Source organism: Cupriavidus sp. C3SS-1 (genome assembly GCF_057073755.1).
Genome location: NZ_CP172699.1, coordinates 2,423,056 through 2,444,028, shown reverse-complemented (window position 1 = coordinate 2,444,028; position 20,973 = coordinate 2,423,056). Strand labels below are relative to the sequence as shown.

At 62.3% G+C, this 20,973-nt stretch carries 21 protein-coding genes and 2 tRNA genes; 12 read left to right on the top strand and 11 right to left on the bottom strand.

Annotated elements, in window-relative coordinates; genetic code table 11:
• The first annotated feature begins 3 nt into the window (after positions 1-3).
• The 4 genes from ybgF (at position 4) to ACIGJC_RS11340 (ending at position 2,858) form a co-directional block, all read left to right on the top strand.
• Positions 4-762, top strand: coding sequence for a tol-pal system protein YbgF (gene ybgF / locus ACIGJC_RS11355; RefSeq protein ID WP_483708883.1), 759 nt, complete (start codon positions 4-6; stop codon positions 760-762).
• A 123-nt stretch (positions 763-885) separates the two neighbouring features.
• A complete protein-coding gene (gene queC / locus ACIGJC_RS11350) occupies positions 886-1,566 on the top strand; it encodes a 7-cyano-7-deazaguanine synthase QueC (RefSeq protein WP_483708882.1) in 681 nt (226 codons plus the stop codon).
• 32 nt (positions 1,567-1,598) lie between these two features.
• Positions 1,599-2,720, top strand: coding sequence for a YeeE/YedE family protein (locus tag ACIGJC_RS11345; protein WP_483708881.1), 1,122 nt, complete (start codon positions 1,599-1,601; stop codon positions 2,718-2,720).
• Between the two features lie 62 nt (positions 2,721-2,782).
• Positions 2,783-2,858: transfer RNA gene (locus ACIGJC_RS11340), tRNA-Lys, on the top strand.
• A 1,349-nt stretch (positions 2,859-4,207) separates the two neighbouring features.
• Here ACIGJC_RS11340 and ACIGJC_RS11335 read toward each other — a convergent pair.
• Positions 4,208-4,453, bottom strand: a complete 246-nt coding sequence (locus ACIGJC_RS11335; protein ID WP_483711526.1) for a helix-turn-helix domain-containing protein — start codon at positions 4,451-4,453, stop codon at positions 4,208-4,210.
• Positions 4,454-4,769: 316 nt separating this feature from the next.
• On the opposite strand from ACIGJC_RS11335, the gene ACIGJC_RS11330 reads away from it, so the two are divergent.
• From ACIGJC_RS11330 to ACIGJC_RS11315, 4 genes are all read left to right on the top strand, one after another.
• Positions 4,770-5,033 (top strand): hypothetical protein, encoded by a 264-nt coding sequence (locus ACIGJC_RS11330; protein WP_483708880.1) that lies wholly within the window; start codon positions 4,770-4,772, stop codon positions 5,031-5,033.
• A 612-nt stretch (positions 5,034-5,645) separates the two neighbouring features.
• Entirely contained in the window at positions 5,646-5,972 is a 327-nt protein-coding gene (locus ACIGJC_RS11325) for a hypothetical protein (protein ID WP_483708879.1), read from the top strand.
• A 225-nt stretch (positions 5,973-6,197) separates the two neighbouring features.
• Entirely contained in the window at positions 6,198-6,428 is a 231-nt protein-coding gene (locus ACIGJC_RS11320; protein WP_483708877.1) for a hypothetical protein, read from the top strand.
• A gap of 560 nt (positions 6,429-6,988) precedes the next feature.
• Complete coding sequence (locus tag ACIGJC_RS11315; RefSeq protein WP_483708876.1) at positions 6,989-8,269, top strand: glycine-rich domain-containing protein; 1,281 nt, start codon at positions 6,989-6,991, stop codon at positions 8,267-8,269.
• Positions 8,270-8,468: 199 nt separating this feature from the next.
• Here the strand turns inward: ACIGJC_RS11315 and ACIGJC_RS11310 are convergent, their stop codons facing one another.
• The 5 genes from ACIGJC_RS11310 to ACIGJC_RS11290 all read right to left on the bottom strand — a co-directional run bounded on the left by ACIGJC_RS11310 (position 8,469) and on the right by ACIGJC_RS11290 (position 12,209).
• Complete coding sequence (locus ACIGJC_RS11310; RefSeq protein WP_483708874.1) at positions 8,469-9,215, bottom strand: hypothetical protein; 747 nt, start codon at positions 9,213-9,215, stop codon at positions 8,469-8,471.
• A gap of 229 nt (positions 9,216-9,444) precedes the next feature.
• Positions 9,445-9,852 (bottom strand): helix-turn-helix domain-containing protein, encoded by a 408-nt coding sequence (locus tag ACIGJC_RS11305; protein ID WP_483708873.1) that lies wholly within the window; start codon positions 9,850-9,852, stop codon positions 9,445-9,447.
• Entirely contained in the window at positions 9,853-10,077 is a 225-nt protein-coding gene (locus tag ACIGJC_RS11300) for a DNA-binding protein (protein WP_483708872.1), read from the bottom strand.
• Between the two features lie 179 nt (positions 10,078-10,256).
• Complete coding sequence (locus tag ACIGJC_RS11295) at positions 10,257-10,742, bottom strand: hypothetical protein (protein ID WP_483708870.1); 486 nt, start codon at positions 10,740-10,742, stop codon at positions 10,257-10,259.
• Positions 10,743-10,847: 105 nt separating this feature from the next.
• Positions 10,848-12,209, bottom strand: coding sequence for a tyrosine-type recombinase/integrase (locus ACIGJC_RS11290; protein WP_483708869.1), 1,362 nt, complete (start codon positions 12,207-12,209; stop codon positions 10,848-10,850).
• 161 nt (positions 12,210-12,370) lie between these two features.
• On the opposite strand from ACIGJC_RS11290, the gene ACIGJC_RS11285 reads away from it, so the two are divergent.
• Together ACIGJC_RS11285 and ACIGJC_RS11280 are read left to right on the top strand one after the other, a co-directional pair.
• Positions 12,371-12,440 (top strand) — tRNA-Ser (locus tag ACIGJC_RS11285).
• A gap of 187 nt (positions 12,441-12,627) precedes the next feature.
• Positions 12,628-15,462 (top strand): EAL domain-containing protein, encoded by a 2,835-nt coding sequence (locus ACIGJC_RS11280; protein ID WP_483708868.1) that lies wholly within the window; start codon positions 12,628-12,630, stop codon positions 15,460-15,462.
• Here ACIGJC_RS11280 and ACIGJC_RS11275 read toward each other — a convergent pair.
• The 3 genes from ACIGJC_RS11275 to ACIGJC_RS11265 all read right to left on the bottom strand — a co-directional run bounded on the left by ACIGJC_RS11275 (position 15,459) and on the right by ACIGJC_RS11265 (position 16,819).
• The gene (locus tag ACIGJC_RS11275) at positions 15,459-15,944 is read right to left on the bottom strand and encodes a DUF3318 domain-containing protein (protein WP_483708866.1); all 486 of its coding nucleotides are present in this window, start codon (positions 15,942-15,944) and stop codon (positions 15,459-15,461) included. The genes ACIGJC_RS11280 and ACIGJC_RS11275 overlap by 4 nt on opposite strands.
• Complete coding sequence (locus ACIGJC_RS11270; protein ID WP_483708865.1) at positions 15,941-16,321, bottom strand: phage holin family protein; 381 nt, start codon at positions 16,319-16,321, stop codon at positions 15,941-15,943. The genes ACIGJC_RS11275 and ACIGJC_RS11270 overlap by 4 nt, the downstream gene beginning before the upstream one ends.
• Before the next feature lie 171 nt (positions 16,322-16,492).
• Positions 16,493-16,819 (bottom strand): ElaB/YgaM/YqjD family protein, encoded by a 327-nt coding sequence (locus ACIGJC_RS11265; RefSeq protein WP_483711525.1) that lies wholly within the window; start codon positions 16,817-16,819, stop codon positions 16,493-16,495.
• A 233-nt stretch (positions 16,820-17,052) separates the two neighbouring features.
• Here ACIGJC_RS11265 and ACIGJC_RS11260 point away from each other — a divergent pair, with 233 nt between their 5' ends.
• Positions 17,053-17,691 carry a peroxiredoxin gene (locus tag ACIGJC_RS11260; protein WP_483708863.1) on the top strand — a complete coding sequence of 213 codons (639 nt, stop codon included), beginning with the start codon at positions 17,053-17,055 and terminating at the stop codon, positions 17,689-17,691.
• Between the two features lie 147 nt (positions 17,692-17,838).
• Here ACIGJC_RS11260 and ACIGJC_RS11255 read toward each other — a convergent pair whose 3' ends face one another.
• The gene (locus ACIGJC_RS11255) at positions 17,839-19,032 is read right to left on the bottom strand and encodes an acyl-CoA dehydrogenase (protein WP_483708862.1); all 1,194 of its coding nucleotides are present in this window, start codon (positions 19,030-19,032) and stop codon (positions 17,839-17,841) included.
• 218 nt (positions 19,033-19,250) lie between these two features.
• Between ACIGJC_RS11255 and ACIGJC_RS11250 the strand changes: the two genes are divergently transcribed.
• On the top strand, positions 19,251-20,063 hold the full coding sequence (locus ACIGJC_RS11250) for an IclR family transcriptional regulator (RefSeq protein WP_483708860.1): 813 nt from the start codon (positions 19,251-19,253) through the stop codon (positions 20,061-20,063).
• 21 nt (positions 20,064-20,084) lie between these two features.
• Here ACIGJC_RS11250 and kynA read toward each other — a convergent pair whose 3' ends face one another.
• Positions 20,085-20,969 (bottom strand): tryptophan 2,3-dioxygenase, encoded by an 885-nt coding sequence (kynA, locus tag ACIGJC_RS11245; RefSeq protein ID WP_483708859.1) that lies wholly within the window; start codon positions 20,967-20,969, stop codon positions 20,085-20,087.
• Positions 20,970-20,973: the final 4 nt, after the last annotated feature.

Sequence of the window (20,973 nt, the reverse complement as noted above, 5' to 3'; positions counted from 1 at the left end):
TCCATGAAAGCACGCGTTTCCACCCTGTTGTGGCTCGCCGCCGTTTCGGGCGCGGCCATGCTGCCCCTTGCGCAGGCCCGTGCCGGCGTGTTCGATGATGACGAGGCGCGCAAGGCGGTCCTCACCCTGCGTGACCAGTTCAACGGTTTCCAGGCGACCGCCACGCAGCGCATCGAGCAGAACAGCCGCACGACGATCGACATCCAGAACCAGCTGGAAGGCCTTCGCCAGGAGGTGGCTCGGCTGCGCGGCCAGAACGAGGTGCTGCAGAACACGGTGGATTCGCTGCAGAAGCAGCAGAAGGACTACTACGCGGACCTGGATGCGCGCCTGAAGAAGTTCGAGCCGCAGCAGGTCACCGTCGATGGCCGCGAAGGCACGGTGCAGCCGAACGAGAAGCCCGAGTACGACGCTGCGCTCAAGCAGTTCCAGGCCGGCGACTTCAAGAGCGCTGGCAATTCCTTTGCCTCGTTCGTGAAGAAGTATCCGCAAAGCCCGTACCTGCCGCTGGCGCAATACTGGCTTGGCAACTCGCTCTATGCGCAGCGCGACTACAAGGGCTCCACCGCGGTGCTGCAGAACATGCTGCAGGCGAACCCGACGCACCCGAAGGCGCCCGATGCCATGATCGCCATCGCCAACAACCAGCTCGAATCCGGCCAGAAGGCTGCGGCCAGGAAGACGCTGGAACAGGTGGTGTCGAAGTATCCTGGTACCGAAGGAGCGCAGGCCGCCACCAACCGGCTGAAGACGCTGAAGTAAGCCGGCCGCAACCGGACTGAGATTGCAGGGCCCGCGGAATGCGGGCCCTTTTCGCTAGTCGCGCTAAAATACGCGATTCGCCTGCAATTTCCTTGCGCCGCGTGTGCGGCGCCACTGCCACTCATGACCAAACGCGCCATTGTCCTGCTTTCGGGCGGGCTTGATTCCGCCACCGTTCTCGCCATGGCCAAGGCCCAGGGTTTCGAGACCTATGCGCTGTCGATGCGCTATGGCCAGCGCCATTCGTCCGAACTTGAGGCCGCCCAGCGCGTGGCGAGCACGCTTGGCGCCGTCCGCCATGAAATTGTCGACCTGGACCTGCGCCGCTTCGGCGGTTCCGCGCTGACCGACGACAAGTTCGACGTGCCGACTGACGGGGAGTCGTCCGGTATCCCGATCACTTACGTGCCGGCGCGCAACACCATCATGCTTTCTCTGGCGCTTGGCTGGGCCGAAGCCGTCGGCGGACGCGACCTGTTCTTCGGTGCCAATGCGGTCGACTATTCGGGCTACCCCGATTGCCGGCCCGAGTATGTCGCGGCCTACGAGACGCTGGCCAACCTCGCCACCAAGGCGGGCGTGGAGGGCGATCGGTTCCGCGTGCATGCGCCGATCATCGACATGACCAAGGCCGAGATCATCCAGGCTGGCATTCGCCTGGGCGTGGACTACAGCCTGACGGTGTCGTGCTACCAGGCCGACGACAAAGGCCGTGCCTGCGGCGTCTGCGATTCCTGCCGCATCCGCCGCGCCGGCTTCGAGGCGGCCGGCGTTGCCGACCCGACCCGCTACCAGAACGCCTGAGCGCGCCCCCGCCTCCCATTACCGCCCCCGACATGCCAGAGATCGATATCGCCGCGCTTTCGCGCACCGTGCTGCTGAGCACGTTTGCCCTGACCTTCCTGTTCGGCGCCATCCTGCAGCGCACGCATTTCTGCACGATGGGTGCGGTCTCGGACATCGTCAACATGGGCGACTGGAGCCGCATGCGCATGTGGGGGCTTGCTGTCGGCGTGGCGATGATCGGCACCGGCGTGCTGGCCTCGGCCGGGTTGATCGATCCGACCAAGACCATCTATACGGCCAGCAAGCTCAGCTGGCTGTCGGCGCTGGCCGGCGGGCTGATGTTTGGCTTCGGCATGGTGCTGGCCTCGGGCTGCGGCAGCAAGACGCTGGTGCGCATCGGCGCGGGCAACCTGAAGTCGCTGGTGGTGTTCGTCTTCCTGGGGCTGTCGGCCTACATGACGCTGCGCGGCCTGTTCGGCGTGGTGCGCGTCAATACCGTCGATGCCGTCTCGATCACGCTGCCGGCCACGCAGGACCTGCCGTCGCTGCTGTCGCAGGGTACCGGTGCGGCCCGCGGCGCGTTGCAGCTCGGCCTCGGCCTGCTGCTCGGCGGGGCGCTCGTGGTGTGGGCGCTAGCCGCGCGCGGCTTCCGTACGTTCGACAACCTGCTCGGCGGCATCGCGGTGGGCCTGATCATCGTTGGCATGTGGTACGTCTCTGGCCATCTCGGCTACGTGGCGGAAGATCCCAATACGCTGGAGGAATTGTTTGTCGCCACCAACAGCGGCCGCATGGAAAGCCTGAGTTTCGTGGCGCCGTATGCCTACACGCTCGACTGGCTGATGATGTTCAGCGACAAGAGCAAGGTGCTGACCGTCGGCATCGTCAGCGTCTTCGGCGTGATCGCCGGTGCGGCGGTGTACGCGCTGGCCACGCGCACCTTCCGCTGGGAGGGGTTTGGCAACGCGGAAGACGTCGCCAACCACATGATCGGCGGCATCCTGATGGGCGCCGGCGGCGTGACCGCGCTCGGCTGCACGGTGGGGCAGGGGCTGTCGGGGGTTTCGACGCTGGCGATCGGCTCGTTCATCGCGCTGGGCGGCATCGTGGCGGGCGCGGTGCTGGCGTTCCGCTACCAGATATGGCGCCTTGAGCGCATGGCATTTGCCTGAGATGGCGCCTTACGCTTGACACAACGGGAAGCGTCTCACTATAATCGCGGTTCTGTTTTTTCGGGTCGTTAGCTCAGTCGGTAGAGCAGCGGACTTTTAATCCGTTGGTCGCGTGTTCGAGTCACGCACGACCCACCAGCATCTAAAAGGGTTTGCAGGTTAGCGCTTGCAAACCCTTTTTCCTTTTTGGCTTTCATGTAACCGCCTTGTAAGCGGATTGCAGCAATGCGAGCCCCTCCCTCTCTCGCGGCTTCGCACAAATTTTTCTTGACCTGCTTCCCAACATGCCGGCCCGGAAGCGTCGCATACCCATGGGATGGGTGGTGCCAAGTGCGCTTACAATGCGTGCCGGGGCGAACACCTTAGAGCTTGGGGAAAAACCGTCATGTCCTCAATTAGCACTGCGCGAGTACTTGCTGCGGCCTTACTTGGCTTAGGGCCCGCCATGGCGGCCTACGCTGGGGACCTTCTGTCAGTGGAGGGCGACGCTCGCGCGATGCTAGCGAAAACAATCGTCGGGGTCGGCAGGGCTGAAAAATTGGATGGTCAGGATTCCAGCAATGGCACCGTAGTCAAATTCGGCCCCTCTTGCGTGCGGACGATGGGACAGCTATTCCAGTCCTCATATGGGCTCAGTGAGTCTGTCGCAGCCCTTATTCTTGCGGACGAAAAGAGCAATCTCTGGGTCGCAACGTTTAGCACGTCGGGCTCGACACTTACGGCGCAGGTGCAGCCAGCAACGAAGGTGCCATGTGAGGCGAGGAAGCGCGATACCGCGAACCTCGCGAACGAACTACTGGACAGGAATCGGCGCTTCTGGGACCAAATGGACGCCGACCGGAAGGCAATGGAGGAAGAGCTCCGCAAGCTCCAAAGGCAGGGGCAGGCGGCCAACTAGCCTGCCATTCGGACTACCCCGCGAATGGCGGTACTTGGCATTGAAGTTGGTAGCGCGGAGGGTGCGCCGACTCATCTTGCGCTGTCGCGGTGGAGGGTGACGCTGTCTCCTCGGTCGCCTTCATCGCGGGCCAGACCTTAGCCAAGACTAACTCCGCGCGCGCGTCCTGGTGGTGAATTGCCACCCGTGCGCTTGCGCGAGACGTGCACCCCTCCGTCCAGTAGTCAGGGTGCTTCTTCGCCTCGCCCTGCAGTAGCCGCTCAATCGTCCTGCTGCCGCACTCCTGGGGCTGGCGCGCTGCCGCCAGGATTGCCGCCAATTCGGCAAATCCAAGCGGAAAGGCGCTTGAGCCCAGCCGCGCGCATCTTCGCCTCTTACTTGGCCAGCCGTTTGGCGTTCTTCGATGCCATCGCCACGCCTCCCGTTAAAGTGGGTCGTCGAACCCCGGAGCCGTGTCGCCTGGATTGGACAATCTGGTGCTTGCGCTTGACGTGTAGGCCGTCAGCACGGCATGGACCACCATGTTCTGAGCCAGGTGGGAACTCCGCCTTAGCTTAGTGTGGACGCAGGAAGTCTTTAAGGGCGGCGACTATACGCCTGACTGAGTAAGCAGTTCACCTGCAGAAGTGCTTAGCACAGTGGCGATTCTGACCAGATTCAGCACTGTCAAATTGTGTTCGCCTCGCTCAATTCCGCCAATGTACGAGCGGTCCATATCTGTGGCGAGTGCCAGCTCTTCCTGCGAAAGACCTTGGACCTTCCGAATGGCGCGTACCGTCTTGCCAATAGATGCAAGTGCGGGATTGCCAGCATGTTTCGGTGAAGGTCTCGCCATGAGCCAATGGTCGGCATTTGACGGACCTGATACCACGGGATAGGATACCCAAATCAATTCCAATCCATTCCAATCCCTATAGCGCAACCTAGATATTTGGCATTTCCGCACGTGTGCTTTTGCTTGGCGTAGTCGTCTGTAGTCTGATTGCGGTTCGCGAACGGAGTCCGAAGGGGGGGGGCGACTGACTTGCTTTCCGACTCAGTAACCAGCGCACCTTTCACGCTGTGCTGCCGGCCGCGTGGGGGCGCTACTGCCGGTAATCCGGTAGCACGCAACAACATCGAAAAGTAATTAACTTCTCAGGGAGAGGTGCATGAAACGTGCGCTGTATTTGCTTGCGCTGCCGCTGGCGCTGACTGGCTGCGCGGCAGTGGTCGAACCCATCGCCGGGCCGAATGGGAAACAGGGGTATTCCATTTCCTGTGATGGGTCGGCGGATAGCTGGTCGAAGTGTTACAACGCCGCGGCGAAAGCGTGCGGCGGCAATTACGACATCGTCAATTCCAGTGGCAACAGCACGCCGACAGGCGTTGGACCGCTCGTTACTCGCAGCCTGATTGTCAGTTGCAAGGGGTAATTCTCAGTTGGGGCCGGTCGAGGTGGTCGCCAAAGCCGCAGCGCCAGCACGCGATTACCCGTTTCCTTGTTTGGAAGTTCGGCGCTTCACCTACTCGGCTCAGCGTTGGGCCGCTGCCGACACCATGAAAGATGTAGTCATCTTTCGCACCCATTGCCCCTCTTCGAAATGACCATGAGGCAAAACGTTCTGCTCCTATGCACTGCATGCCTGTTGCATCTACCTGCGATGTCCGCTGACATGCGAGCAGTGAGGGGGGGCGATGCAACAGCTGCAATATATGTTGGTGGCTCGATTCGCCCGGGCGATGCGACTCAGTTCGCCGCGAAACTCCGCTCCTTGGGTATTTCACCTTTGCCTGTGTCGTCCGCACCATCCTATCCGCGTGCCATGGTTGTCATTAATTCTCCTGGTGGTGGTGTTAGGGATGCAATGGAGATTGGACGTGCTATCCGAGCAAATCAGCTTCAGGTCGTGGTTCGGCCCGACGGGGAATGTCTAAGTTCGTGTGTCTATGTCCTTGCTGCTGGCATGATTAGGCTCCCGCTGGGTAACGTCGGCATCCATCGTCCTTACTTTGCCGATATCCCAAATCGGGGGGTGGACGTAGGCTTGCGCGAAACGCTTGCAGCCTCGAAGGAATATTTCGCAGAGATGAACATTCCGCCATCTCTGGCAGATGAAATGTTCTCCATTCCCCCCGCCGACATTCGAATGCTGGGCGATGCGAAACTCTCCTTCTACCGCCTTAATCAAAACGATATGGCCTATGAGGAGGAGAATGCGATAAGGTACGCAAGGGCGCTAGGAATAAGTCGAGCGGAATACGGTCGCCGAAGGAAGCAGTTTGAAGAGCGCTTAAAGGCCTGCGACCGAGCACCTGACCTCATCCTCTGCGCAGATGACCTCTTGGAGAAGTCAGGTCTACGTCTGCCTTAGAGTATCGTCCATATACCAGACTGCCCATTGGCGAACGCTGGCAAGATTCGAGCTCACATGTCAATTGACACAGGCACGAGCCCATTGCGTGACCAATCCGCCATGCTTTCGATTTCCCTGCCATAGCGAGAAGGGGCCGGGTTGTGCCGAAGCGCGCAACATTACAGCACCATCAGTAGCGATTACATTTGAATCTCGGCGCATCACCCATATTGGGGGGAAGCAATGCTCGGACTGCAATACGTGGGGCTCGCCCTGAATCATTGGAGGAAGTGGCGCCCGAAGGAATACAAAGAGATGCGACTGGACGGCACGCTGAACGAGCGGGCGCAGACGGCCAGCAAGGAAGCGGCCCGGCAGGTGGCGAGCCTGATGGAAGCGGGGTATCAGAAGCACGAGGCGGAGGAGGTCGTGCTTCCCGAACTGATTCTGCTGCCGCCGGAAAAAGCGCGGTAATGACACCCGACAAGCCCAAGCAGTCGCCTAAAAGGATAACTTTATCCATACAAAAGTTAACAAGGCGGCACTTTGATGCTGCCTGCGTCTGAGCCAATTGGTCGCGATGCTCAAGGGAATGTCGCGGCCCCCGCGCTGTCCTTATCCTTCGATTTCAGGCCCACGGTATCACTCCGGCAGTAATACCGCCTCTAGCTGATGTCAGCGGAAAACCAGAGTGGTCCCGACCCAATGCGGCTTTGAGAGATTAGCCGAGCAAAAAGTGTGCGTGATGGGTCGAAACTGCCTACCGAACTTAGGTCCGCAATGGTGGCAGCAGGAGCCCCTTCCCGAACTTTCCAAAAACTGGGCTCTTCGGGCCGGTCCAACTTTCCCGAAATTTCCCGCCGCCCTTTTATAAGGGGGACGGGGGTCTTCGGGAAGGACGTCGGGAAGGGGGCAGAACTCATTTGCGCCACAGCCAGCCCTCTCAACAATCGCTCGGCAATTTGAAGCCGGAAAGTGAACTAGTATCGTCCCGTGCGTCAGGTTTGAGACGTCAACGAGTATGGGAAAGAAGGATGACAAACCGTTGGGACGAGACGTGGCACCGGCTTCGTGAATGGACGAACGGGCAAGCTCCATCGGAGCGCCTTGCTGCGCAAATTTTAATCAGCGAAGGTTTTTCTGACATCGACCCCAGTCACCCATTGGGCGGCAAGGATGGCGGTCGGGATGGCGCATGCACGCGGGACGGCAAGCCTTGGATCATGGCAGTTTACTTCCCTCGCGGCCAGCAGGCTATCAAGCACTTTCGAAAGAAGCTAAAGGGCGATCTGGCGAAGGTCTCCGGTCAGGCCGTAGGCGTCGCATTTGTGACAAACCAAGAGCTGACGCTTTCCGAGAGACAGCGATTCATCGAAGAGGCTCATCCCCTAGGCCTAGAAATATTCCACCTCGAAAGAATTACGGCGATTTTGGACAAGCCGAGCATGGAGGCTGTAAGGAAGCAGTTTCTGGACATCGATGCCGATTCGCAAATCGTAAATTACCTCGGCGGACATGGCGGCAGCGCGCCTGGCGCGGGAGGCGGAGGCGGGGGCGCGGTAGGGGAAAACGCGCAAGGTGGCGATGGTGGCCCCGGAGGGAAAACCATACACCTTCACGGATTGGACGCAACTGCACCGGGCGCCGGAGGTGGGGGTGCTGGAGCTACTGGCCCGGGTTCGAAAGGGGGGGGCGGTGGCGGGGGTGGTGAGCACGTAATCGCCACCAATGTGCGCCTGACACCCGGCCAAACGATCTCGATCAAGATTGGTAGGGGCGGCAGACCAAACCCTACTGGGGGCGACGGCGAGGACGGCGAAGATACCGAGTTTGGCGACCTTATACGGGCTAAGGGTGGAAAAGGCGGCAAAGCGGGATTCAGCACATTCCAAGAGCGGGAAGTGACTGAGGCAGATCGAGCCAACGGCCTTCGCGTTAGCTCATTGATTGCCGCAGAAGTCGTTCAGGTGCGAGACGGCCTCGGCAACTTACTTGCCGCCGGCGTCGAACACTTTTCGTTTCAAGAGCTTCCTAACCAGTGGACCTTTCCGCTATTCGGGACGCTATCGATAGGCAACGCTGCAGCAAATACGAAGTTCAAGTTCGCGGCGACAATATTTGGACCCGATGGCGGGGTGGTTTCGGAGCAAACATTCACGGTTTTTAGCGGTAATTCGCGCGCAGTTTCACGCCCCACGTTCGGCCTTGTCATCAATTTTCCAATTGACCGTGAAGGAGTCTGGACCGTTTCGATTCAGTCCGGCGGCTTCGAGTTCGAACGCTTGCCAATCGAGATTCGGCTCGCGAAAACTTGAAGATACAAAATCGCTTGGGTTCCTTGACTGATGGCGGTCATCCGTTGGCCCGCGTGCCCGTTGGAGAGAATAACTTGCACGCGGTTGGGAAGGTGCGCCAATCAGTCAATGACAACTGGCAGCTGCGGCCAAAGCTGGCGGTCTGATGTACGGCATTGGTACTCTTGCGCATGCGCAGGCATTAAAGCGTACCTCAGTCCTAAGGCTGGATAGTGGGCCAGTCGCCCCCCTTCACCCCACTGCGCCCCTTTTTCCCGACAACACGGGAACGGTTCTCAGCGGGGGGCAACTGGCAACATTCATTGTTTCCGTGTGGCGGAACGGACGAACTACCAGAAATGGTCGTTTTCGTTCCGTGCGGTGGAACGGCGTGCACATCGTCTGTTCCGTGCGGCGGAACGATTCCATTCCGTGGCGAGGAACGGTCGTCGTGTTTTTGCTCGTTCCGGGTTGCGGAACGGGAATCCTGATTTTTCAGGGGCGGTAAGGGTTCCATCGTTGGCAAGTCACCTGGGTAGTAGGCACTGGGTTTGCGAGCGATGGTCGGCACAGGGTCCATCTGTTTCCATTGCCCCGGGTGGAAGGTCCCTCGCTTGATGTCCAGGCCGGTGTAGTCCGCGATGACAAGCCATGTCAGGGCAAACCAGTCCGGCCCAATACCCATCCCGCCCAGCTTCGTCTTGGCGATTAGGCCTCGCTCCAACAACTCACCCTTGGCCTTTTGGATCTGGTCTGCGGACTTCCAGCCGCGAGTCTTGAGCCATGACACGGAAAGCTGGAGGTGGCCATTGTTTCGGCCGTTATGCTGGCGCAGCAGCTCGAGCAGCATGGCCTTTGCCCGGTCAGACGCACCGGTGAAGGCGATGCTATCGAGCATGGAGTGCGGAATCGGCGTGTAAGACCCGGAGACCGCTTCCAGCGGCTTCCTCTTTCGCGTGTTGGTCATGCGGGATGCCTTTGTTTGCGCTAGGTGTGCGCATCTCAATCTGATGTAGCCGGGAGCTTTTGGATGCGCCCGTCGTTGCCCGAGGACTAATTCTTGGCAACAGATGAATCGCAGATGCAGTCAAACCCGAGGTTCCGCCTATGTCCGGCTTGTTCCAGTAAGGTGCGGGCAAGTCGGGGCACTCGGGTCTGGCTGGCGGTCCAATCCTTGGGGGCGGGGACCGGCGCGACTAGACGTGAATCGTGCGGTCAGATTTGCGCTGCTCGCGGCGCTCTATGGCGGATGCATTAACCTCATCGACCCAGGCGCGCGCGCCAGCTGCAAACGCGGCCTCGCGTGCTTGCGCGGACAGCCAGTACTCGGTAACCCGGGCGGTGCGGCCGTCCCTGGTGTGCTTCTCGATGTCGCGGCGGTCAATGCGCCAGCCGTATTCCGACTCAAGGGCATGCACCACGGCTGCAAGGCGCGTCGTGTGCTGCCCAAATACCGCATCCATGCCGGTGAGGCGGTGGCCTTCAATCAGGGCGGCAAGCACTTCAGCTAGGACCGTGTTGGTGCGCGCCGGCATCTCGCATGCCTTAGAATTGCGCTGTTCGTTCGCGCTCGTCTCTGTCTCTTGGGGGCGGGCGTTTTCCATTTACCGGCCCTTACCGTTAATCAGATTGGCGAGGTCTATGACTCGCCATGCAAGGCGGCCATTGATGCGGATGGGGCGGATAGGACCGTTTTCCAGGCAGGCCCATTTGCGAAGTGTCTGAGGCCGGCGATTGATGAGGGGTGCGGCCTCGTTGGTGGTGATGGCATCGCGTGCGCCGGCGACCGTGGCGAGGCCGGGCGGAATGGTTTGAGCAAAGCTAGTCATGGTCAGCTTCCAATGCCGGGCTCGGCGGGGCATCCAACGTTGATAGCGTGCCGATATTCACTATCTCGGCCTTCTGCGTTCCGCGTCGCTCGGCTTTATTCTTCGGCGATGACTAGTATTGCTGCCACGGCTGAGCCCGCGAATATCCTGTGGCTAGCTAGCGGCTAGCTTATAGCTGGCTAGCGGCCATGTGGGTCGGGGGTGTTATTTAGGTATTTAATCGCTGTCCCGAGGGACACCCCCAGCGCGGCGCATTCTTGTTCTGCGCACTTAGCCCGAGATTTGTAGTCGCCGCCGGCCCAAATTTCGCGAAGTCTCTCTTTCTTCTCCCAGTTGCCGCCCCGCTGACCGTGGCGGATCTCAGCGCCTTTCTTGCCATTGGCGGATAGTTTCTGACGGCGCAGATCCAGCATCAACTTCTCAGCCATGCTGGCTTCCTGCCCCCGTTCCAAGCCCAAGAGCACGAGCAAGGTAAATGCGTCATCGATAGGTTCTCTCAGTAACTCATCCTTTATCGCGCTGAAGTTCTCGCGCAGCATCTTGGAAAGTGCTTCCGCTCGAGCGCTTCCGCCGAACGGGCCTATCCCGATTTCAGCGGCGAGCTGTGCGACTGTCATGGGTTTGGGCGCTTGTTTGTCGCCCGCCTTCCGAACTTCCTTGGACATTGCGCTCCTTCTCGCGCAAACCCTCATGAGGGAGCCCCTGCCGGGCCGGTGAAGGTGTCCGGCTTTTCCGCCCATCGGCGTAGGCAGGGGGCAAAACTGTTCGGGTTAGGCCGCGGTAATCACCTTCAGGCCCGGCTTGGCCTGCCTGGCGTCAAACTTTATCCCGGCCTGCTCCAGCAGCCATGCCTCGATTCTGATGTGCCAGGCACGAAGCAGGTCGAGCGGACGGCGGCGGTAGTGCTTCTCGGCCAGGGCGGAGGGCTTGTGTCCCATGATTTGGGCAGAAATGCCCGATGGCATCTCCACCCACTCGCACAACGTACCGAAGGACCGGCGCAGACCATGCAGGCTCACGTGGGGCAATCCGGCAATCGCTAGGGCCTTAGCGTGGGCATTGCGGGGCTCGGCAAGCCTGCCATTGGCCGACGTGGGGCTGCTGAATACCCAAGGCGACGGCTCCCATTTCTCCCCCCGTGCTTCCATTTCCTTCAGTTTATGCACGTTGGGCGGTGTGTCATTGCGACGCTTTAGGTTCAACAACAAGGAGGCAAGGTAGGGCGGCAGGGGAATGGCGCGTTCGCCCTCCACTTTGTCCCGGATGGTCAGACTTCCCCACTGGAAATCGACGTCATCCCACCGCAGCGCGCCCAATTCTTCCCGGCGCGCGCCAGTGATAAGCAGCCCTTGGAGGTATGCCGCGATAACTGGGTTTGAGATACCGCGCACGGCAGCGAACCACGCGGGCAACTGCTCACGTTGTAGGCAATCGTCCTTGGTCTTGGCCTTGGGCACATGCTCGCGGGATATGCGGCTGGAGAATGCGTCGAGCGATACCAAGCCTTTGTAAGCGGCCTGGTCCTCGCACCAGCGGGTAAAGGCACGTAGCAAGCGGAAGGAAAGGGCGGCACTTGTCGGGCGGCTCTCAGCCTCTTTGTCCAGCCAAGCGGCTACCCGTTCGCGGGTCAGGTCGGAAAGGCGGTCATCCAGTAGTGCGGCGAGCGGCGCAGCAATCGTCTTGCCACGCTTCCAGTCCCGGTCGCCACGGTCGGCAAGGCGCAGATGGTCCTGATAGTGCCGTTCGGACCATTTGCTACGGCGGGCGGCAAGGTAGGCGGTCCAAGCATTCCCAAGGGTTACATCCTTTCTACGGGCTGCGGCTTGCTTGGCTTCATGGGCGGCGCGCGTCTCCGCCATGACCTCGCGTGGGTCTTTGCCGTCATCAATCAGTGTTTGTAGGCTGCGAGCTTTCTCCTGGGCTTTATCAATGGTCCAGCTTCGGGGGTCACCAATGGTCAGGCGGACCGTCTGCCCGTGAATCTTGCCTTGGAAGATGTACGCCTTGGCGCCATTGGCGGTCACGCGCAGACCCAGCCCCGGCGATGCCGCGTCCCACAGGAAGGTTTGCGCCTTGCCGTCAGGGCAGGTGTGCTCCTGAATCCGCCGTGCCGTGAAATTGACCTTTGCCATCGCTGCCACCCTTTGGGACCGGGTTACATGACTTTGTGTAACCGCCGTGTAACCGCATCATATGGCAAACAATCAACATGGGTCAATGCAATAATCCGAACAACATCGCCGTATTACATTGTAATTTCTAGGATTTGTGGGTTACATGAACGTGGGTCAACGGGTCGGAATGGCGTCTAGTTCGGACTTTTAATCCGTTGGTCGCGTGTTCGAGTCACGCACGACCCACCAGCATTTCGAAGGGCCTGTGGCGCAAGTCACGGGCCCTTTTTGTTTTTTTTCGCGCGGGCTGCCGCTGCAACGGTCCGTATTAACCACTTCGAGTTAGAGACATCACCGGGGCTGCAACGGACAATGAATCCGCTCCCGGTACTGCTGGCGCCGCCACGCCGGCAGCGCTCCAACCGTCGGAAGTCCTATGCGGCAAGCAGGCAGGTCTTTGCCGGGCGATGTGCATGCACTGCGCGTTATCTGGCCATTCGTTCCCGTGGTCGTTGCGCTGGCGCTGTTCACCATCGCCAGCGTCGACGTCCTGTCGGCCGTGCGTGCGTTTGTCGCGGGCGAGAGCGCATGGTCCAAGGGCCAGAAAAACGCAGTCATGCACCTGCTGCGTTATGGCGAAGACCGCAACGATGCCGATTTCCTGGCCTACCTGGCGGATATTGCGGTGCCGATGGGCGACCACCGCGCCCGTATCGAACTCGACCGCGAGACGCCGGATGACGAGCGCGCGCGAGCGGGCTTCCTCGCCGGCGCTATCCATCCCGATGACATCGCGGGGATCATCCGTCTCTACCGCAACTTTCGCCACGTCGAAGAGGTCGATGCCGCGATCCGGATCTGGGCGGAGGGGGATCGCGAGATCGCCGCGCTCCATGAGCAGGCGATGGTGCTGCGGCAACTGGCCGTCCAACCGGGCTGCGGCGTGGCGTGTACAGAGCCGGTGCTGCAGGGCATTCTCGCCATCGATGCGCGGCTGACGCCGCTGGAGTCCGCGTTCTCGCACGAGTTGGGCAAGGCATCGCGGCGCGTCACGCAAGCACTCATCGTGGGGGCCATGGTGGTGGCGGTCGCGTTGCTGCTCTGCGCCATCCTGCTGTCACACCGGCGGCTGCGCCGCGAGCGCCGCCTGCGCGAGGCGCTGGCCGGGAGCGAGGAGCGCCTGCAACTAGCCGTGGGCGGCAGCAACGACGGCCTGTGGGACTGGGATGTGCACAGCGGCCGGCTGTATTTCTCGCCGCGCTGCGCGCAGATGCTCGGCTTCGCGCCGGACGCGTTGCCGCAGGCGCGCGAGACGCTGCTGGGCCTGCTCCATCCGGCTGACGTGAATGTGCTCGACGACAAGCTCTCGGCCCATCTACGCCGTAGCGAACCTTACGATGTCGAGTTCCGCCTGCGTACGCGCGGCGATGGCTACCTGTGGGTGCGCGCGCGCGGGCGGCTGGTCCGTGGCGATAACGGGCGGGTCAGGCGCATGGCCGGTTCGCTCACCGACATCTCGGAGCAAAAGCGCTACGAGGCCCAGCTGTTCGCCGAAAAGGAGCGTGCCCAGGTTACGCTGCAGGCGATCGGCGATGCCGTGGTCACCACCGACGTCTGGGGCCGCATCGAGTCGCTGAATCCCGCGGCCGAAGCCCTGACCGGCTGGAGCGAGGCCGAGGCCTGCGGACGCCCGCTGGAACAGGTATGCGCCTTGTGCGAGGAGGGAAGCCAGGCACCGCTGCGCAAGCTGGTCGCGCTGGCGCTGCAGCAGCGCTGGCCCGGCGTGACGGCGTTGCTGACGGGCCGTGGCGGCCGCACGGTGGCCGTCAAGCCTTCGGTGGCGCTGATCCGCGACCGCGCGGCGCAGGCGAGCGGTGTCGTGGTGGTTCTGCATGACGTCAGCCAGGAGCGCGAGCATGCGGCCCGGCTGGCCCATGAGGCCAGCCATGACGCGCTGACCGGGCTGGTCAACCGGACCGAGTTCGAGCGCCGCCTGACCGCCGCCATCGCGCGATTGCGGGATGCCGGTGGCACGCACGTGCTGATGTACCTTGACCTGGACCAGTTCAAAGTCGTCAACGACACCTGCGGACATGCAGCGGGCGACGAACTGATCCGGCAGATCGCCACGATCATGCGCGGCCAGTTGCGCCAGGGCGATACACTCGCGCGCCTGGGTGGCGACGAGTTCGGCATCCTGCTGGAACGTTGCGCGGCGCCCGATGGCGAGCAGCAGGCCGAGGGCTTGCGGCGCGCGGTGGCGGGGTTTCGCTTCACGTATCGCCAGCGCACGTTTGCCGTCGGGGCCAGCATCGGGCTGGTGGCGCTGGACGCCGGCACTGCGGGCGTGGCGGAAGCGCTCAGCGCCGCCGATGCCGCCTGCTATGTGGCCAAGGAAAATGGCCGCAACCGCGTCCAGGTCTACCATCCGAGCGACAGCGTGGTACAGGCGCGGCATGGCGAGATGGAATGGGTCAGCCGGGTGCATGCGGCGCTGGCGACGGGCCGGTTCTGCCTCTACGCGCAGGACATCATCCCGCTGCGGGGCGAGTTGCGTGGCGGGCGCCATATCGAGTTGCTGCTGCGCATGGTGGACGAGCGCAACCAGCTGGTGCCGCCGATGGCATTCGTGCCAGCTTGCGAGCGCTACAACCTCATGCCGATGATCGACCGCTGGGTGGTGGAAACCGCGTTTGCCGCGCTGGCGCGCCGGCGGGCGGAACATGGCGAGTCCATTGCGCAGTGCGCGATCAACCTGTCCGCGTCGTCACTGGCCGATGTCCGGTTCCCGGCCTTTGTCCGCGAACAGGCGCAACGTGCCGGTATTGCATTGAGTGGGATCTGCTTCGAGATTACCGAGACTGCGGCGATTGCCGACCTGACGCAGGCCACGGCGTTTATCGAGCAGATGCAGCGGTTGGGGTGCGCATTTGCGCTGGACGACTTTGGCGCGGGGATGGCGTCATTCCCCTACCTGAGGCACTTGCCGGCAACGTATCTGAAGATCGATGGCAGCTTCGTGCGCGATATGCTCGAAGATCCCGTCAAGCAGGTGATGGTGGAAGTCATCCAGCGCATCGGCCAGGCCACGGGCAAGAAGACGATCGCGGAATATGTGGAGAGCGAAGCCGTCCTTGCGCGGCTGCGCGAGCTTGGCGTGGATTTCGCGCAAGGATTTCACATTGCGATGCCCAAGCCGTTCGCTTCAGGATCGCGGCAGGGCGGTGCGATGATGATCGGCCAGGGCCAGGCGGCCCTGATGCCAGGCTAACGTACGAGCGGGTCGCGGAAGCCGGTGTCCTGCGGCCCCTGGGCGCCACCGGTGTCAGGCGGGGCCACTGCCTCGCTCTTGGCCTGGCGCCACGTCTTGTAGCCCCAGTAGGCAGCGCCGGCGATGACGCCAAGCTTGGACGCCTTCCATGTCCAGCGCAGCAGTGGCGTGCGCCGCAGCAGGGGCAGGGCAAGCGTGGCGGCCGTGCTCAGCAGCGGATAGTCCTGGGCCAGGCCCAGCACCTTCACCCACGAATGGGGACGGACTGCGCGCGGCAGCCAGTTGGCGAAGCTGCCCAGGCGCCGGGCGCCGCCTTTGACCTCGTGCAGGGCCTTCAGCAGGTCATGGCGCTCGAGTTCGGCGCGGGTCAGCAGCAGCTCCTTGCGGACCTCGAGCGGCAGGCGTATTTCACGCGCGTAGCGCACGGGGCGTGGATGTTCGCGGCGGGGAGCCTTGCCGGCGTCGGATTCCGGAGTAGTCATCGGCGCAGGGTCTCCCGGTCTTTGTCGATTTCCGCCAGCGTGGCCTCGAACATGGGCGGGGCACTGCGCACCAGGTGACGGGCGGTGGCCAGGCAGCCTGCGGACAGTACCAGGTAGGTGACCACCAGCGCGACCAGGGCCTGCCAGCGGTAGGTGTCCCAGAACAGGATGGCGATCAGGGCGGTGAAGGTAACCAGCGCAATCCCGAAGAAGACAAGGCCGAAGCAGGCCAGCAGGCCGACCTTCATCAGCCGCGAGCGTTCCTCGGCAAATTCGACACTGGCCAGTTCCAGGCGCGTCTGGACCATCGCAACCAGCGAACCGAACAGGTTGCGCACGGACTCGAGCAACTTTGGTGAGGAAGGGGATTCGCTCATGCGGCTCCGGCGAGGAAGCGGCGCGGCGGCACTGGACCGGCCGCGCCTTTCAGCGTGCAAAGCCCGGTAGGCACAATCCATCATGCCCGCGCCGGGCCAACGGCATGCCCGTACGCGATGACGGGCAATGCCAGCGTTGTGGCGGCGCAGGGCGCCGCGACCGGGGCAGTCTTACTTGCGGTTAAGCAGCAGACCGATCAGCAGGCCGACGCCGGCGGCTGCGCCAACGGCGCGCCACGGATGGTCGTGCACGTAGTCATCGGTAGCGCGTGCGGCGGCCTTGCTCTTGGTAACCACGGCGTCTTGCAGGTCCTGGGCTTTTTCCTTGGCTTGCTTCAGCAGGCCCATGCCACGCTCGCGCAGTTCGGCAGCCTTTTCGCCGGTGGTCGACGCCGCTTGCTTCAGCAGTTCTTCGGCGTCGGACAGAACGGTCTTGACATCGCTCATCAGTTTCTCCTGTTTGCGGGCGGTTGGTTCGGTTTGTGCGGTTTCTGACATTTTGCCTTCTTGCGAGAGTAACGGCACGCGTTGTCTGTTACTTAGCATATGTGGCGGGTACCTGTGGTTTCAAGACCACGACGGCGATAAGGGCAAAATCGCGTCATATTTGCGGCGCCCGCCCTCGGCACCGCGCTATATGACTTGGAGTGATTTTGTAGTGACTTTATATTCGTTTGGGTTCGATCGCAATCCGGATACTCTGGTTCCACGCATTTTTCAGGAGACAAAGCATGGCATTGCGCCTGGGCGATCTCGCCCCCGACTTCGAGCAGGATTCCAGTGAAGGCCGTATCCGTTTCCATGACTGGCTCGGCGAAAGCTGGGGAGTGCTGTTCTCGCATCCGGCGGACTACACGCCGGTGTGCACCACGGAACTGGGCCTGACCGCAAAGCTCCGGGACGAATTCGCGCGCCGTGGCGTGAAGGCCATTGCATTGTCGGTGGACGGTGTCGAGTCCCATAAAGGATGGATTCAGGACATCAACGAGACGCAATCCACCACGGTCAACTTCCCGATCCTGGCCGATGGCGACCGCAAGGTGTCCCAGCTTTACGACATGATCCACCCGAACGCGAACGAGACCCTGACGGTGCGCTCGCTGTTCATCATCGACCCGAAAAAGAAGGTACGCCTGATCATCACGTATCCGGCGAGCACAGGGCGCAATTTCAACGAGATCCTGCGCGTCATCGATTCGCTGCAGCTCACGGACGACCACAGTGTGGCCACGCCCGGCAACTGGCAGGACGGCGATGACGTGGTGATCGTCCCGTCGCTGAAGGACGAGGCGGTGATCCGCGAGAAATTCCCGAAAGGCTACAAGGCCGTGCGGCCCTATCTGCGGCTCACGCCGCAACCGAACAAATGAACCCGGCCCCGCTTGAGGCGGGGCCGCGGTTCAGGACAGGTGTTTTATCGACGGGGGCAGCCTCGTCGTCTCCTTGGTAGTGTGTTTCGCCCGGCCTCGCAGCCGGGCTTTTTTATTATGGAGTGCCTGTCGGGCGTGAGGCTTCGATCAGAAGAAGGCCTGCAGGCCGGTCTGGGCACGGCCCAGGATCAGCGCATGGATGTCGTGCGTGCCTTCGTAGGTGTTGACCACTTCCAGGTTCACCACGTGGCGGATCACGCCGAACTCGTCCGAGATGCCATTGCCGCCGAGCATGTCGCGCGCCACGCGGGCGATATCGAGCGACTTGCCGCACGAGTTGCGCTTCATGATCGAAGTGATCTCGACCGCCGCGGTGCCTTCGTCCTTCATGCGGCCCAGGCGCAGGCAGCCTTGCAGGCCCAGCGTGATCTCGGTCTGCATGTCGGCCAGCTTCTTCTGCACCAGCTGGGTCTGCGCCAGCGGGCGGCCGAACTGCTTGCGGTCCAGCGTGTACTGGCGCGCGGTATGCCAGCAGAATTCCGCGGCGCCCAGTGCGCCCCAGGCGATGCCGTAGCGCGCCGAGTTCAGGCAGGTGAACGGACCCTTCAGGCCCTTCACGCCCGGCATGAGGTTCTCTTCCGGCACGAAGACCTGGTCGAGCACGATTTCGCCGGTGATCGAGGTACGCAGGCCGACCTTGCCGTGGATGGCCGGGGCGCTCAGGCCCTTCCAGCCCTTTTCCAGGATGAAGCCGCGGATGTCTTCCTTGCCGTCTTCACCCATCAGCTTGGCCCAGACCACGAACACGTCGGCGATGGGCGAGTTGGTGATCCACATCTTGGCGCCGCTCAGCTCGTAGCCGCCGTCGACCTTCTTGGCGCGGGTGACCATCGAGCCCGGGTCGGAGCCGTGGTTCGGTTCGGTCAGGCCGAAGCAGCCGATCCATTCGCCGGTGGCCAGCTTGGGCAGGTACTTCTGCTTCTGGGCTTCGCTGCCGAATTCATAGATTGGCACCATCACCAGCGACGACTGCACGCTCATCATCGAGCGGTAGCCCGAATCCACGCGCTCGACTTCGCGCGCGACCAGGCCGTAGCTGACGTAGTTCAGGCCCGGGCCGCCGTATTGCTCGGGGATGGTCGGGCCGAGCAGGCCCAGTTCGCCCATCTCGCGGAAGATTTCCACGTCGGTCTTTTCATTGCGGAACGACTGCAGGACGCGCGGCATCAGCTTGTCCTGGCAATACGAGGCCGCGGCGTCGCGGATCATGCGCTCGTCGGCGGTCAGTTGCTGGTCCAGCAGCAGGGGATCGGCCCAGTGGAATTCGGCGTTGGCAGCCATGCAGGTCTCCTTCGGTAGAGCAGGGCACCGCTGCCAGGCGCTGTGTGGCGCGCCCGTCCCAGCGGTAATCCGGGGAATCGGTGGAATTTTCAGGTTCCGCATTGCGGAACTGTGTTCCGTTCGATTAGTATATCGCAATGCGTTCGCCATGCAAGCGGCTGGAACACCAGCGTGTTCGATTGTCGCGCGTGGCGCCGGACCTCCAACAGGAGCCAGCCTTGAGCAGCCTTTCTCCCGACATCCCGCCCGCTGTGTCCGCCCCGGCGGCGCGCGACAGCGATCCCAATTTCGTCACCGCACTGGCGCGCGGCCTGGAACTGCTGCGCTGCTTCCGCACTGGCGAAGCCATGCTGGGCAACCAGGATTTCGTGCGCCGCACCGGCTTCCCCAAGGCTACGGTGAGCCGGCTGGCCGGTACGCTGGTCCAGCTCGGCTACCTGCGCTATGACGAAAGCCTGGGCAAGTACGCGCTCGATGCGGGCGTGCTGGCGCTGGGCTATGCCTACCTGTCGGCGTCGGACGTGGTGATGCTGGCGCGTCCGCACATGCTGGCATTTGCGCAGTCGTATGGGGTGTCCGTGTCGCTCGGCAAGCGCGAGCGCATGGAGGTGATCTACCTGGAGTCGATCCGCAATGATGCCGGCGTGATGCTGGGGCTGGGCGTGGGGTCTCGGCTCTCGCTGGTCTCCAGCTCGATGGGGCGCGCGTATCTGTCGGCGCTGCCGGCGGGTCGGCGGGAAAGGGTGCTGGCGGAGTTCAGCCAGGCCTTTCCCGAGCAGTGGAAGCTGCAGGAGGCGCCTACGCGCGCGGCGCTGGAGGAAGCGGAGCGCCGCGGCTATTCGTCATCGTTCCGCGACTGGCATCCGGCCATCCATGCCTGTGCGGTGGCTTTCCGGCCGGTGGGGGAGAAGGAGCTGCATATGCTGAGCTGCAGCGCGTCCTACGGAACCGTGGAGGAGTCTGTTTTCCACGCGACCCTGGCGCCCGCATTGAAGGCGCTGGCCGCGCGGCTGTCGGACCCGGCCGGTTGAAGCGGGGGTCCGCGGATCGTTTCAGAGGTCCGTGCGCAGCTTCCACAGTTCCGGGAACAGCACCACGTCGAGCATCTTGCGCAGGTAGCTCACGCCCTCGGTGCCGCCGGTGCCGCGCTTGAAGCCGATCACGCGCTCGACCGTGGTCACATGGCGGAAGCGCCATTGGCGGAAAGAGTCCTCCAGGTCGACAAACTTCTCGCCGAGTTCGTACAGTTCCCAGTGCGCGTTCGGATTGCGGTAGACCTCGAGCCACGCCGCCTCGATCGAAGCGTTGTAGGCAGTCGGCCGGCTCCAGTCGCGCTCGACGCAGTCGGCGTCGATGGCAAAGCCGCGGCGTGCCATCAGGCGGATCGCTTCATCGTACAGCGAAGGCGTCTTCAGCGCCGTCTCCACCAACGCCAGGTGTTCAGCGCGGTGCGCATGCGGACGCAGCATGGCCGCGTTCTTGTTGCCCAGGATGAATTCGATCTCGCGATACTGGTACGACTGGAAGCCTGACGACATGCCCAGGTAGGGCCGCATCGCCGAGTACTCCGGCGGCGTCATGGTGGCCAGCACGTTCCACGCCTGCACCAGCTGGTCCATGATGCGCGACACGCGCGTCAGCATCTTGAAGGCCGGCGGCAGCGTGTCTTCCCGCACCGAGGCACGCGCCGCGCGCAGCTCATGCAGCATCAGCTTCATCCACAGCTCGGTGGTCTGGTGCTGCACGATGAAGAGCATCTCGTTGTGGTCCGGCGAGAGCGGATGCTGCGCGCTCAGGATCTGGTCCAGGCCGAGATAGTCGCCGTAGCTCATGTCCTTGGCGAAGTCCATCTGCGCGCCATGCCATCGGTCGCCTTGCTTGTCCTGGGCGTCCCGCCCTGCGGTGCCCGACATCGGGCATCCCTTGAATTCGCTCATGGTT